The following is a 13,081-nucleotide window of genomic DNA, read 5'->3' on the forward strand; positions in this document are numbered from 1 at the left end:
TGGAAGCTTCAACATGGCCTTATTACAAATTAGTGAGCCTGGCCTCAGCGCCGCGCCGCACCAGCGACGTCTGGCCGCCGGCATCGACTTAGGCACCACCAACTCGCTGGTCGCCACGGTGCGCAGCGGGCAAGCGGAAACGCTGGCCGACGAACAGGGCCGCCATTTGCTGCCTTCGGTGGTGCATTATCAGGCGGACGCGCAGCGCGTCGGCTGGGAGGCGCGCCAACAGGCGGCGCAGGATCCGGCCAATACCGTCAGCTCCATCAAACGCATGATGGGCCGCTCGTTGGCGGACGTGCAGCAACGTTACCCGAACCTGCCTTATCAATTCCAGGCCAGCGACAACGGCCTGCCGCTGATCGTCACCGCCGCCGGCCCGGTTAACCCGGTCGGCGTCTCCGCCGATATCCTGCGGGCCCTGTCCGCGCGCGCGCAAGCGGCGCTGGAAGGCGAGCTGGATGGCGTGGTGATCACCGTTCCTGCCTACTTCGACGACGCGCAGCGCCAGGGCACCAAAGACGCGGCGCGTCTGGCCGGCCTGCACGTCCTGCGCCTGCTGAATGAACCGACCGCGGCGGCGATCGCCTACGGGCTGGATTCCGGCCAGGAAGGGGTGATCGCGGTTTACGATCTGGGCGGCGGCACTTTTGATATCTCCATTTTGCGCCTCAGCCGCGGCGTGTTCGAAGTGCTGGCCACCGGCGGCGATTCCGCGTTGGGCGGCGACGACTTCGATCACCTGCTGGCCGACTGGCTGCGCGAGCAGGCCGGCGTGGCCGATCGCAGCGACCACGGCGTGCAGCGCCAGCTGCTGGACGCCGCTATCGCCGCCAAAATCGCGTTGAGCGATGCCGACAGCGTGCGCGTCGAGGTGGCCGGCTGGCAGGGCGAGGTGACCCGCGCCCAGTTCGAAGCGCTGATCGCTCCGCTGGTGAAACGTACGCTGATGGTCTGCCGCCGCGCGCTGAAAGACGCCGGCGTCGCCGCCGACGAGGTGCTGGAAGTGGTGATGGTCGGCGGTTCCACCCGCGTGCCGCTGGTGCGTGAGCAGGTGGGGGCCTTCTTCGGCCGCACGCCGCTGACGTCGATCGATCCGGATAAAGTGGTCGCCATCGGCGCCGCGATCCAGGCCGACATCCTGGTGGGCAACAAGCCGGACAGCGACATGCTGCTGCTGGACGTGATCCCGCTGTCGCTGGGCCTCGAAACCATGGGCGGCCTGGTGGAGAAAGTGATCCCGCGCAACACCACCATTCCGGTGGCGCGCGCGCAGGAGTTCACCACCTTCAAAGACGGCCAGAGCGCGATGATGATCCACGTGCTGCAGGGCGAGCGTGAGCTGGTGCAGGATTGCCGTTCGCTGGCGCGCTTCACGCTGCGCGGCCTGCCGCCGCTGCCTGCCGGGGGGGCGCACATTCGCGTTACCTTCCAGGTGGATGCCGACGGTCTGCTGAGCGTCACCGCAATGGAGAAATCCACCGGCGTTGAAGCGTCGATCCAGGTCAAGCCGTCGTACGGCCTGTCGGACAGCGAAATCGCCGGCATGATCAAGGATTCGATGGCCAACGCGCAAAGCGACGTGGGCGCGCGCAAGCTGGCGGAGCAACGCGTGGAAGCCGCGCGGGTGCTGGAAAGCCTGCAGGGCGCGCTGGCCACCGACGCCGCGCTGCTGAGCGAGACGGAAAGCCAGGCGATCGCCGCCGCGACCCAGGCGTTGCAGCAGGCGGTGCAGGGGGAAGATCCCGCCGCTATCGAAGACGCCATCAAAACATTAGATGCACAAACGCAAGATTTTGCCGCGCGCCGCATGGACGCTTCCATTCGCCGCGCGCTGGCTGGCCATTCTGTGGATGAGGTTTAACCATGCCTAAAATTGTTTTCCTGCCCCATCAAGATCTTTGCCCGGAAGGGGCGGTTCTGGAAGCCGAAAAAGGGGAGTCGATCCTCAACGTTGCGCTGCGCAACGGCATTGAAATCGAGCACGCCTGCGAGAAATCCTGCGCCTGCACCACCTGCCACTGCATCGTGCGTGAAGGCTTCGATTCGCTGGAAGAGAGCAGCGAGCTGGAAGACGACATGCTGGACAAAGCGTGGGGCCTGGAGCCGGAAAGCCGTCTGAGCTGCCAGGCGCTGGTCGCCGACGAAGATCTGGTGGTCGAAATGCCGCGCTACACCGTCAACCACGCGCGTGAGCATTAATTGTTAGCCGCAGCGCCAACCCGGAGATCATAATGGGACTGAAGTGGACCGACAGCCGAGAAATCGGCGAAGCCCTGTACGACCAATACCCGGACACCGATCCGAAAACCGTGCGTTTTACCGACATGCATCAGTGGATCTGCGATCTCGAAGAGTTCGACGACGATCCGCAGGCTTCCAACGAAAAAATACTGGAAGCGATCCTGCTGGTCTGGTTAGATGAAGCGGAGTAAATAGCGTAACGGGCTGCCATGGGCGGCCCGTTTATTTTGTATCCGACAAGATTAATAAAAGAATAATCCGGAGTAAGAAGGCTATGACAACAGAATTCATGCAGGTCACGCTGTCGCAACAACCTGCCGACGCCCGTTGGGGCGAAAAAGCGCTGCTCAGCACCAACGGCGAAGGGATGACCATCCACCTGACCGGCGCCGACAAACTGGGCGCGATCCAGCGTGCGGGCCGCAAAATTGACGGTCAGGGCATCAAAAACGTCAAACTCGCCGGCGACGGTTGGGACTTGGAAAACAGCTGGGCGTTCTGGCAGGGCTACCGCGGGCCGAAAGGGCAGCGCAACGTCGAATGGGCCGAGCTGCCGGAAGCCGCGCGTCAGGAGCTGGATAAGCGCCTGAAGATCGTAGACTGGGTGCGCGACACCATCAATATGCCGGCGGAAGAGCTGGGGCCAGAGCAACTGGCGACCCGAGCCGTCGATCTGATGTGCGACGTCGGCTGCGATGCCGTCAGCTACCGCATCACCAAGGGCGAAGATCTGCGCGAGCAGAACTATGCCGGCATCCACACCGTCGGCCGCGGCTCCGAGCGCCCACCGGTGCTGCTGGCGCTCGACTTCAACCCGACCGGTAACCCGGACGCGCCGGTGTTCGCCTGCCTGGTCGGCAAGGGCATCACCTTCGATACCGGCGGTTATAGCCTGAAACAGAGCGCCTTTATGGACTCGATGAAGGCTGACATGGGCGGTGCGGCCACCATCACCGGCGCCCTGGCGCTGGCGGCGGCGCGCGGCCTGAAGCAGCGCGTGAAGCTGTACCTGTGCTGCGCCGACAACATGGTCAGCGGCAACGCTTTCAAACTGGGCGACATCATTCGCTACCGCAACGGCAAAACCGTTGAGGTGATGAACACCGATGCGGAAGGGCGCCTGGTGCTGGCCGACGGCCTGATCGACGCTTCTGAGCAGAACCCGCAGCTGATTATCGACTGCGCCACCCTGACCGGCGCGGCCAAAACCGCGGTCGGCAACGACTACCACGCCCTGTTCAGCTTCGACGACGCGCTGGCGCAGGAGCTGCTGAGCAGCGCCGCCGCCGAACAAGAGCCGTTCTGGCGTCTGCCGCTGGCCGAGTTCCACCGCAGCCAGCTGCCGTCCAACTTCGCTGAGTTGAACAACGTGGCCGGCCCGGCCTACACCGCCGGCGCCAGCACCGCGGCGGCCTTCCTGTCGCACTTCGTCAAGAATTACCAGCAAGGCTGGCTGCACATCGACTGTTCCGCCACCTACCGCAAAGGCGCGGTGGAGCAGTGGTCGGCCGGCGCGACCGGTTTGGGCGTGCGTACCCTGGCCAATCTGCTGCTGAGCAAAGCCAAATAATTGAACGCCCGCCGCGTCGGGCGCTAGAATGCGCATTATCTTCGGGGCCCAGCATGCTGGGCCTCGCTATTTGATCCCTGGAGTTTGCCATGAGTGCCCATCATCACGATGCCGCCCCGAGCGAGAACGAACTTGAACGCCTGCTGAAGCTGGCGGTGACGGAGCCGGCCCACCGCCCGGCGTTCTTCCGTGAACTGCTCGACGCCACGGTGCTGATCCTCGGTGACAGCGAGCAGGTGCAGCAGGACGGCGACATCGCGCTGAACGCGGATACGCCGGTCAATATCCAGCATTGGGAGAAGCAGGACGGCGGCAGCATCATTCCGTTCTTCACCTCGCTGGAAGCGCTGCAGAAGGCCGTTGAGGACGAACAGCCATTTATCGCCATGCCGGCGCGGGTGCTGTTCGAAATCACCCAGGGCGCGGATCTGTTCCTCAACCCGAAGGCGGAGTACGGCAAGGAGTTCTATCCGGAAGAGGTGGCGATGCTGCTGGCGACCGGCGGCGTCGTCAAACCGGTGGAGCATTACGTCGACAAAGAGACCCAAATCCTGCTGGGGCAGCCCGAAGAGTACCCGTCGGCGATGGTGGACGCGTTGACCACGCTGTTCAGCCAGCGCAAGCCGGTGCGCCGCGCGTTTCTGGCGCTGATGCACGACCAGGCGGCGGACGAGAAGCCGAATTTGCTGATCGGGCTGGAAGTGGACGCCGAGCCGGCGGAGATCGAGGCGTTGATCAACGAGGCCGGCAGCGTCGCCAGCGAAACGGCGCCGAACGACGAACCGGTGGATTTCTGCCTGGTGTCGGAGAAAGAGCGCGGCATCAGCCACTATCTGATCTCCCATACGCAGCCGTTTTATCAGCGCCGCTGGGGCAGCTGGCTGCGCAATTTGATCCCGTCTACCGACAAGACCCAGTAGCGCCGCCGCGTTGTCGAAAATGGCCCATGAAGATCATATTTTTTTAATGAAATGTTGATTTTCCCGTAGGCAAGCGTTAACGGCGCACATATAATCTGCGCCACTTGAGAAGGCCGGCAACATTGCAGACCGGCCTGTTTTGGAAGTCATACAGAGGCCATCATGACCGTAGAACGTACCTTTTCCATCGTTAAACCAAACGCTGTAGCCAACAACGACATCGGCGCTATCTATGCTCGTTTCGAGCGCGCCGGTTTCAAAATCATCGCTGCTAAAATGCTGCGTCTGACTCGCGAACAAGCTGAAGGCTTCTACGCTGAGCACAAAGGCCGTCCATTCTTCGACGGTCTGGTTGAGTTCATGACCTCCGGCCCAATCATGGTGCAGGTTCTGGAATCTGAAAACGCCGTGCAGCGCAACCGTGACATCATGGGCGCAACCAACCCGGACAACGCGCTGGCCGGTACCCTGCGTGCCGACTACGCGGACAGCTTCACCGCTAACGCCGTTCACGGTTCCGACTCCGTTGAATCCGCACAGCGCGAAATCGCTTACTTCTTCAACGAAAGCGAAATCTGCGCACGTTAATCGTGCCGTTTCTTGGCTGATAACCAGGCATTCACCGGCTGAAACAATAAAAATGCCTTGAATGCCTTTCAGCCGTAGCCACCCGCTACTAAAATTTGTACAATGCCGCGCCCCTGATAAGACGACTTGTCAGGGGCGTGTTTTTAGTGCCGCCACCCGAATCATGCGGGCTGAAATGCACAACTTACTGTCCATTCTTTAGCGCCATAACGTGTAATAACGAGGCCAGAGATCATTATGTTAGAACCCATCACGTCCGAGCACACCGTGTCTGAAAATAATTCGCTGACTACCCCCTCCGTTAACGTGGAGCAACCGGCTGCGGCCAAAATCAACCTGCTGGATCTGAACCGCCAGCAAATGCGCGAGTTCTTCGCCGAAATGGGCGAGAAACCGTTCCGCGCCGATCAGGTGATGAAGTGGATTTACCACTACTGCTGCGACGATTTCGAGCAGATGACCGACATCAACAAAGTCCTGCGCGGCAAGCTGCAGCGCGTGGCGGAGATCCGCGCGCCGGAAGTGGCGGAAGAACAGCGTTCGGCCGACGGCACCATCAAGTGGGCGATTAAAGTTGGCGATCAGCAGGTCGAAACCGTGTACATCCCGGAAGCCGACCGCGCGACGCTGTGCGTCTCCTCGCAGGTAGGCTGCGCGCTGGAGTGTAAATTCTGTTCGACGGCGCAGCAGGGCTTCAACCGCAACCTGCGCGTGTCGGAAATCATTGGCCAGGTGTGGCGCGCGGCGAAAATTATCGGCGCGCTGAAGGTGACCGGCCAACGTCCGATCACCAACGTGGTGATGATGGGCATGGGTGAGCCGCTGCTCAACCTGAACAACGTGGTGCCGGCGATGGAAATCATGCTGGACGACTTCGGCTTTGGCCTGTCCAAACGCCGCGTGACCCTGTCTACCTCCGGCGTGGTGCCGGCGCTGGACAAACTGGGCGACATGATCGACGTGGCGCTGGCGATCTCGCTGCATGCGCCGAACGACACCATCCGCGATGAGATCGTGCCGATCAACCGCAAGTACAACATCGAGACCTTCCTGTCCGCGGTGCGTCGCTATCTGGAGAAATCCAACGCCAATCAGGGCCGCGTGACCGTCGAGTACGTGATGCTGGATCATATCAACGACAGCACCGACGATGCGCATCAGCTGGCGGAAGTGCTGAAAGACACGCCGTGCAAGATCAACCTGATCCCATGGAACCCGTTCCCGGGGGCTCCGTACGGCCGCAGCTCCAACAGCCGGGTGGATCGTTTCTCCAAGGTGTTGATGGAATACGGCTTTACGACTATTGTTCGTAAAACCCGTGGTGACGACATCGACGCCGCCTGCGGGCAACTGGCGGGTGAAGTGATCGATCGTACCAAGCGTACCCTGAAGAAGAAAATGGCCGGGGAACCTATCAACGTACGGGCGGTCTGAATCCTATAGCACCATTTTTTGTTATCTAACAGCCTGTTATGCGCAAGCGTGTCGCTGGCGGGCGTTGGCTGACGGCCGATAAGGAAATGAATGCGGGCATGAAGCTGAAACTGTGGGGTGTGTGGCTGGCGGCCGGGTTGTTGGCCGGGTGTTCCGGTTCAGCGCCGGAAAAGGATGCACAAGTCTCTGAGGCGGGCCAGACGCGGTTGCAGCTGGGCCTGGAGTACCTGCAGCAAGGCGATATGGACGCCGCGCGCCAGAACCTGGAAAAGGCGCTGGACGCGGCCCCGCAGGATTACCGCACGCAGTTGGGCATGGCGCTCTATGAGCAGCGGATCGGTGAAAATATCGCGGCCGAACAGCGTTATCGGCAAGCGCTCAAACTTGCGCCAGGCAATGGCACCGTATTGAATAATTACGGTGCGTTTCTTTGCGGTTTAGGGCAGTATGTACCGGCGCAACAGCAGTTTAGCGCTGCGGCGCTGGCGCCCGATTATGGCCAGGTCGCCGACAGCCTGGAAAACGCAGGTTACTGTTTTCTCAAGGCCGGACAAAACGATGAGGCGCGCACGCTGTTGAGCCGCGCGCTGAAGGTCGATCCGGACAAAGGCACTCCGCTGTTGGCGGAGGCCGAAAAGCAATTTGGAGAAGGGAAGCGCGCCCAGTCGCAACTTTTATTGGATGTTTATCAGCATGTTCTGCCGGCCAGCGCCAGCAGCTTATGGTTACAGATTCGTTTCGCCGCGTTAGCCGGCCGTCAGGATAGCGTTCAACGCTATGGCAAGCAGCTAGCGCGAAGTTTTCCACAATCCAAACAGTACCAGCAGTTCTTAGCTAATGAATACTGAAGCCTCCCAAGATAAAACCGTATCCATGACGACGGGCCAGCGCCTGCGTCAGGCCCGTGAGCAACTCGGGCTGAGCCAACAGACCGTTGCAGAACGCCTGTGTCTCAAAATGTCCACCGTGCGCGATATCGAGGAAGACAGCGTGTCTGCTGACCTCGCGTCCACCTTCGTGCGCGGCTACATCCGTTCCTACGCCAAGCTGGTGCATTTGCCGGAAGACGAACTGCTGCCGATGCTGGCCAAGCAGGCGCCGTTGAAGATGGCGAAAGTGGCGCCGATGCAAAGCTTCTCGCTGGGCAAGCGCCGCAAGAAACGCGACGGCTGGCTGATGAGCTTCACCTGGCTTATCGTGTTCGTGGTGATCGGCCTGACCGGCGCCTGGTGGTGGCAAAACCACAAGGCCCAGCAGGAAGAGATCGCCACCATGGCCGATCAGTCCTCCGCGCAGCTTTCACAGAATAACGAAGGGCAGTCCGTGCCGCTGACCGACGGCAACGCCGACGCCGGCACCAACGTGCCGTTGACCGACAACAGCGCTGCGCCGGCCGATGCCGGCGCAGCGGCTCAGGCACCGGCGGCTACCGCTCAGGTGCCGGGTACGGCTCAGCAGCAGCCTGCCGTGGTGTCGCCAAGCCAGACTACCCTGCCGGAAACCACCCCGGCGGCACAAGCGCCGCTGCCGACCGCCGATGCGGGCGTGGCTGCGCCGGCAGCCGATCCGAACGCGCTGGTAATGGACTTCTCCGCCGACTGCTGGCTGCAGGTGAGCGACGCGAGCGGTAAAACGCTGTTCAGCGGCACCCAGAAGAAGGGCGGCAAGCTGAACCTGGCCGGCACTGCGCCGTATAAACTGACCATCGGCGCGCCGGCGGCAGTACAGATCCAGTATCAGGGTAAACCGGTTGATTTAAGCCGGTTCGTTAAGTCAAACCGTGTTGCTCGCCTGACCGTCGCCGCGCAGTAATCGCGCGGCCCCGGTCGTGATGTCAGAGCAGCAATGGAGAGTAAGTAATGCATAACCAAGCGCCCATCAACCGTCGAAAATCTACACGCATTTACGTCGGCAAGGTGCCTATTGGTGATGGCGCGCCGATTGCCGTGCAGTCGATGACCAACACCCGTACCACCGATGTTGAAGCAACGGTTAATCAGATCAAAGCGCTGGAGCGCGTGGGCGTCGACATCGTCCGCGTTTCGGTTCCTACCATGGACGCTGCCGAGGCGTTCAAGCTGATCAAGCAGCAGGTCAACGTGCCGCTGGTCGCTGATATCCACTTCGATTATCGCATCGCGCTGCAGGTTGCCGAATACGGCGTAGACTGCCTGCGCATCAACCCGGGCAACATCGGTAACGAATCGCGCATTCGCTCGGTGGTGGACTGCGCCCGCGACAAGAACATCCCGATTCGCATCGGCGTCAACGGCGGCTCGCTGGAGAAAGATCTGCAGGAAAAGTACGGCGAACCTACGCCGGAAGCGCTGCTGGAATCTGCCATGCGCCACGTGGACATTCTCGATCGCCTCAACTTCGACCAGTTCAAGGTCAGCGTCAAGGCGTCGGACGTGTTCCTGGCGGTGCAATCCTACCGTCTGCTGGCGTCGCGCATCGATCAGCCGCTGCACCTGGGCATCACCGAAGCCGGCGGCGCGCGCAGCGGGTCGGTCAAATCGGCCATCGGCCTGGGCATGCTGCTGTCTGAAGGCATCGGCGACACCCTGCGCATCTCGCTGGCGGCAGACCCGGTTGAAGAGGTGAAGGTCGGTTTCGATATCCTGAAGTCGCTGCGCATCCGCGCGCGCGGCATCAACTTCATCGCCTGCCCGACCTGTTCTCGTCAGGAGTTCGACGTGATCGGCACGGTGAACGCGCTGGAGCAGCGCCTGGAAGACATCATCACGCCGATGGACGTTTCGATTATCGGCTGCGTGGTAAACGGCCCGGGCGAAGCGCTGGTGTCCACCATGGGCGTGACCGGCGGCCACAAGAAGAGCGGCTTCTATGAAGACGGCGTGCGCCAGAAAGAGCGTTTCGACAACGAACAGATGATCGACCAGCTGGAAGCGAAAATTCGCGCCAAGGCCGCGATGATGGACGAAAGCAACCGCATCACGGTCAACCTGCTGGAAAAATAAGCGTTATCGCTACACGGCGGGCCTGTTGGCCCGCTTGTTTATGAACCTGAAGGGCAGAAAACCGCATCCGCGTTGAATACCGGGCGGCAAAGTCCCTATAATCGGGTTCATTTTTACAGACAACGGACAGAGAACTCACGTGGCAAAGAACATTCAAGCCATTCGCGGCATGAACGACTACCTGCCGGAAGAAACGGCATTATGGCAGCGTATTGAAGGCACCCTCAAGCAGGTGCTGGGCAGCTACGGTTACAGCGAAATCCGGTTGCCGATTGTAGAGCAGACCCCGTTATTCAAACGCGCGATCGGCGAAGTGACCGACGTCGTGGAAAAAGAGATGTATACCTTCGAAGACCGCAACGGCGAAAGCCTGACGCTGCGTCCGGAAGGGACGGCTGGCTGCGTGCGCGCCGGCATCGAACATGGTCTGCTGTACAATCAGGAACAGCGTCTGTGGTACATCGGCCCGATGTTCCGCTATGAGCGCCCGCAGAAGGGCCGCTACCGTCAGTTCCATCAGCTGGGCGCGGAAGTGTTCGGCCTGCAAGGCCCGGACATCGACGCCGAGCTGATCTTGCTGACGGCCCGCTGGTGGAAAGCGCTGGGCATCGCCGAGCACGTCAAGCTGGAGCTGAACTCCATCGGTTCGCTGGAGGCGCGCGCCAACTACCGCGACGCGCTGGTGGCATTCCTGGAGCAGCACGTCGAGGTGCTGGACGAAGACTGCAAACGCCGCATGTATAGCAACCCGCTGCGCGTGCTGGACTCCAAGAATCCTGAGGTGCAGGCGCTGTTGAACGACGCGCCGCGCCTGTCCGAGTACCTGGACGAAGAATCCCGTGCTCACTTCGCCGGTCTGTGTGAACTTTTGGCGCAGGCAGGTATCCCATATACCGTTAACGAGCGCCTGGTGCGCGGTCTGGATTACTACAACCGCACCGTGTTTGAGTGGGTAACCACCAGCCTGGGCGCGCAGGGCACCGTCTGCGCGGGCGGCCGTTACGACGGCTTGGTCGAGCAATTGGGCGGCCGTGCCACCCCGGCGGTCGGTTTCGCCATGGGCCTCGAGCGCCTGGTGTTGCTGGTGCAGGCGGTTAACCCGGAATTCAAGGCGCCGTCGGCTATCGACGTGTACGTCATCTCTTCCGGCGCGGGCACCCAGAGCGCGGCGATGCAGCTGGCTGAACAGGTGCGCGACGCGGCGCCGCAGCTGAAGCTGATGACCAATTACGGCGGCGGCAACTTCAAGAAGCAGATCACCCGTGCGGACAAATGGGGCGCGCGCATCGCGCTGATCCTGGGTGAGAGCGAAGTGGCGGCGCAGCAGGTGGTGGTGAAAGACCTGCGCAGTGGTGAACAAGAAACGCTGGCGCAAGGCGAAGTCGCTGCGCGTCTGGCTTTGATGTTAGGTTAAGGAGAAGGACACCGTGGAAGTCTATACCACTGAAAACGAACAAGTCGACGCACTGCGTCGGTTCTTTGCCGAGAACGGCAAAGCGCTGGCGGTGGGCGTGGTGCTCGGAATTGGTGCCCTGGTTGGCTGGCGTTACTGGCAGAGCCATGAAAACTCCAACATGATGGCTGCGTCGCAATCCTATCAGGAAGCCAGCGATCGTCTGGCGGCCGGCAAGCCGGATGACGTGGCCGCCGCGGAGAAATTTGTCCAGGCTAACGGTAACAGCTACGGCGTATTGGCCGCGCTGCAGTTGGCCAAGCACTTTGTCGAACAGAATGATTTCGCCAAGGCGGAACAACAACTGGCGCTGGCGCAGGGCCAGACCAAAGACGACAACCTGTTGGCGATGATCGATCTGCGTCTGGCGCGCGTTCAGCTGCAGGAGAAAAAGCTGGATGAAGCGCTGAAAACGCTGGATGGCGTGAAAGGCGAAGGCTGGGCGGCGATGATGCAGGATGTGCGCGGCGATGTGCTGCTGGCCAAGGGCGACGCCAAGGGCGCGCGCGAAGCTTACAGCAAAGGCATTGAGTCCAACGCTTCTCAGGCGCTGCAGGTTCTGCTGCGCATGAAATTGAATAACTTGTCCAGCTAAGGGGAATTCCCATGCAATTGCGTAAAACACTCTTGGTCGGACTGGTTTCCGCTGCCTTGCTGAGTGGTTGCTCGCTGTTTAACAGCGAAGAAGACGTGGTTACCATGTCGCCGTTGCCGAAAGTTGAAAATCAGTTTACGCCGAGCAAGGCGTGGAGCACCTCGGTGGGCGACGGTATCGGTGAGTATTACTCCCACCTGCGTCCGGCCTATCAAGACAGCACCATTTACGCCGCCGATCGCTTTGGCATCGTGAAAGCGATGGATGCCGACAGCGGCAACGAGAAGTGGAAGGTCAATCTCTCTGAGAAGACCGGCTTCTTCTCCAGCAACCTGTCTGCGCTGCTGTCGGGCGGCCTGACTGTCGCGGGTGACAAGGTTTACGTCGGCAGCGAAAAAGCGGTGGTTTACGCATTGAACACCGCCGACGGCGCTATCGCCTGGCAGACCAAAGTGGCCGGCGAAGCGATCTCTCGTCCGGTTGTCAGCGACGGCATGGTGTTGGTGCACACCTCTAACGGCATGCTGCAGGCGCTGAACGAAGCCGACGGCGCGGTGAAGTGGACGGTTAACCTGGATATGCCTTCGCTGTCGCTGCGCGGTGAATCCGCGCCGGCCGTCGCTTTTGGCGCCGCCATCGTCGGCGGTGACAACGGCCGCGTCAGTGCAGTGCTGATGCAGCAGGGCCAGATTATCTGGCAACAGCGTATTTCTCAGCCGAGCGGCGCAACCGAAATCGATCGCCTGAACGACGTGGACACCACGCCGGTGATCGTTGATGGCGTGGTCTACGCGTTGGGTTACAACGGTAACCTGACGGCGCTGGATCTGCGTTCCGGCCAGATCATCTGGAAACGCGAGCTGGGGTCGGTGAACGATTTCATCGTCGACGCGGGCCGCATCTACCTGATCGACCAGAACGATCGCGTAGTCGCGCTCAGCACCGAAGGCGGCGTGACCGTGTGGACGCAGAGCGATCTGCTGCACCGTAACCTGACGCCGCCGGTGATGTATAATGGTTATCTGGTGACCGGTGACGCCGAAGGCTATCTGCACTGGATCAACACCACCGATGGCCGTTTTGTCGCCCAGCAGGAAGTGGACAGCTCCGGCTTCCTGTCTGCGCCGATGGTGGCCGGCGACAAGCTGATCATCCAGGCCCGCGGTGGGAAAGTTTACGCTTTCACCCGCTAACGCCGCTCGTCGCAAGGCTTGAAAACGGCTCCTGAATGTTCAGGGGCCGTTTCGTATTTTTACAAGCTGCACCGCTGGTGTCTATCCACAGTGCAGTAACGCA

At 61.0% G+C, this 13,081-nt stretch carries 13 protein-coding genes; all 13 read left to right on the plus strand.

Features of this window, described 5'->3' with window-relative positions; all coding sequences use genetic code 11:
• Positions 1–13 precede the first annotated feature (13 nt).
• The 13 genes from hscA (at position 14) to bamB (ending at position 12,978) form a co-directional block, all read left to right on the plus strand.
• Positions 14–1,864: a Fe-S protein assembly chaperone HscA gene (hscA, locus tag ACJ8HT_RS20395; protein WP_197653300.1), complete on the plus strand. Its 1,851-nt coding sequence runs from the start codon at positions 14–16 to the stop codon at positions 1,862–1,864.
• A 2-nt stretch (positions 1,865–1,866) separates the two neighbouring features.
• A complete protein-coding gene (fdx, locus tag ACJ8HT_RS20400) occupies positions 1,867–2,202 on the plus strand; it encodes an ISC system 2Fe-2S type ferredoxin (RefSeq protein WP_004941417.1) in 336 nt (111 codons plus the stop codon).
• Positions 2,203–2,234: 32 nt separating this feature from the next.
• On the plus strand, positions 2,235–2,435 hold the full coding sequence (gene iscX / locus ACJ8HT_RS20405) for a Fe-S cluster assembly protein IscX (protein WP_006327336.1): 201 nt from the start codon (positions 2,235–2,237) through the stop codon (positions 2,433–2,435).
• Between the two features lie 83 nt (positions 2,436–2,518).
• Complete coding sequence (pepB, locus tag ACJ8HT_RS20410) at positions 2,519–3,814, plus strand: aminopeptidase PepB (protein WP_033635597.1); 1,296 nt, start codon at positions 2,519–2,521, stop codon at positions 3,812–3,814.
• Positions 3,815–3,903: 89 nt separating this feature from the next.
• A complete protein-coding gene (gene sseB, locus ACJ8HT_RS20415) occupies positions 3,904–4,734 on the plus strand; it encodes an enhanced serine sensitivity protein SseB (protein WP_038874537.1) in 831 nt (276 codons plus the stop codon).
• A gap of 162 nt (positions 4,735–4,896) precedes the next feature.
• Positions 4,897–5,322, plus strand: a complete 426-nt coding sequence (ndk, locus tag ACJ8HT_RS20420) for a nucleoside-diphosphate kinase (protein WP_004941424.1) — start codon at positions 4,897–4,899, stop codon at positions 5,320–5,322.
• A 237-nt stretch (positions 5,323–5,559) separates the two neighbouring features.
• The gene (locus tag ACJ8HT_RS20425) at positions 5,560–6,756 is read left to right on the plus strand and encodes a bifunctional tRNA (adenosine(37)-C2)-methyltransferase TrmG/ribosomal RNA large subunit methyltransferase RlmN (RefSeq protein WP_004941426.1); all 1,197 of its coding nucleotides are present in this window, start codon (positions 5,560–5,562) and stop codon (positions 6,754–6,756) included.
• 98 nt (positions 6,757–6,854) lie between these two features.
• The gene (pilW, locus tag ACJ8HT_RS20430; RefSeq protein ID WP_197653299.1) at positions 6,855–7,604 is read left to right on the plus strand and encodes a type IV pilus biogenesis/stability protein PilW; all 750 of its coding nucleotides are present in this window, start codon (positions 6,855–6,857) and stop codon (positions 7,602–7,604) included.
• Complete coding sequence (gene rodZ / locus ACJ8HT_RS20435; RefSeq protein ID WP_038874539.1) at positions 7,594–8,568, plus strand: cytoskeleton protein RodZ; 975 nt, start codon at positions 7,594–7,596, stop codon at positions 8,566–8,568. The genes pilW and rodZ overlap by 11 nt, the downstream gene beginning before the upstream one ends.
• 47 nt (positions 8,569–8,615) lie before the next feature.
• Positions 8,616–9,737: a flavodoxin-dependent (E)-4-hydroxy-3-methylbut-2-enyl-diphosphate synthase gene (gene ispG, locus ACJ8HT_RS20440; protein WP_016929756.1), complete on the plus strand. Its 1,122-nt coding sequence runs from the start codon at positions 8,616–8,618 to the stop codon at positions 9,735–9,737.
• Positions 9,738–9,876: 139 nt separating this feature from the next.
• Positions 9,877–11,151: a histidine--tRNA ligase gene (hisS, locus tag ACJ8HT_RS20445; RefSeq protein ID WP_060424931.1), complete on the plus strand. Its 1,275-nt coding sequence runs from the start codon at positions 9,877–9,879 to the stop codon at positions 11,149–11,151.
• 13 nt (positions 11,152–11,164) lie between these two features.
• Positions 11,165–11,785 carry a YfgM family protein gene (locus tag ACJ8HT_RS20450; protein WP_033635592.1) on the plus strand — a complete coding sequence of 207 codons (621 nt, stop codon included), beginning with the start codon at positions 11,165–11,167 and terminating at the stop codon, positions 11,783–11,785.
• A gap of 11 nt (positions 11,786–11,796) precedes the next feature.
• A complete protein-coding gene (bamB, locus tag ACJ8HT_RS20455) occupies positions 11,797–12,978 on the plus strand; it encodes an outer membrane protein assembly factor BamB (protein ID WP_049288130.1) in 1,182 nt (393 codons plus the stop codon).
• The last annotated feature ends 103 nt before the right edge of the window (positions 12,979–13,081 follow it).

It is taken from the genome of Serratia sp. CY44782, assembly GCF_052168715.1.
GTDB lineage: Bacteria > Pseudomonadota > Gammaproteobacteria > Enterobacterales > Enterobacteriaceae > Serratia > Serratia nevei.

Coding starts and splice junctions, on each gene's coding strand:
- hscA (WP_197653300.1), top strand. CDS start 14: ATGGCCTTATTACAAATTAGTGAGCCTGGCCTCAGCGCCGCGCCGCAC.
- fdx (WP_004941417.1), top strand. CDS start 1,867: ATGCCTAAAATTGTTTTCCTGCCCCATCAAGATCTTTGCCCGGAAGGG.
- iscX (WP_006327336.1), top strand. CDS start 2,235: ATGGGACTGAAGTGGACCGACAGCCGAGAAATCGGCGAAGCCCTGTAC.
- pepB (WP_033635597.1), top strand. CDS start 2,519: ATGACAACAGAATTCATGCAGGTCACGCTGTCGCAACAACCTGCCGAC.
- sseB (WP_038874537.1), top strand. CDS start 3,904: ATGAGTGCCCATCATCACGATGCCGCCCCGAGCGAGAACGAACTTGAA.
- ndk (WP_004941424.1), top strand. CDS start 4,897: ATGACCGTAGAACGTACCTTTTCCATCGTTAAACCAAACGCTGTAGCC.
- ACJ8HT_RS20425 (WP_004941426.1), top strand. CDS start 5,560: ATGTTAGAACCCATCACGTCCGAGCACACCGTGTCTGAAAATAATTCG.
- pilW (WP_197653299.1), top strand. CDS start 6,855: ATGAAGCTGAAACTGTGGGGTGTGTGGCTGGCGGCCGGGTTGTTGGCC.
- rodZ (WP_038874539.1), top strand. CDS start 7,594: ATGAATACTGAAGCCTCCCAAGATAAAACCGTATCCATGACGACGGGC.
- ispG (WP_016929756.1), top strand. CDS start 8,616: ATGCATAACCAAGCGCCCATCAACCGTCGAAAATCTACACGCATTTAC.
- bamB (WP_049288130.1), top strand. CDS start 11,797: ATGCAATTGCGTAAAACACTCTTGGTCGGACTGGTTTCCGCTGCCTTG.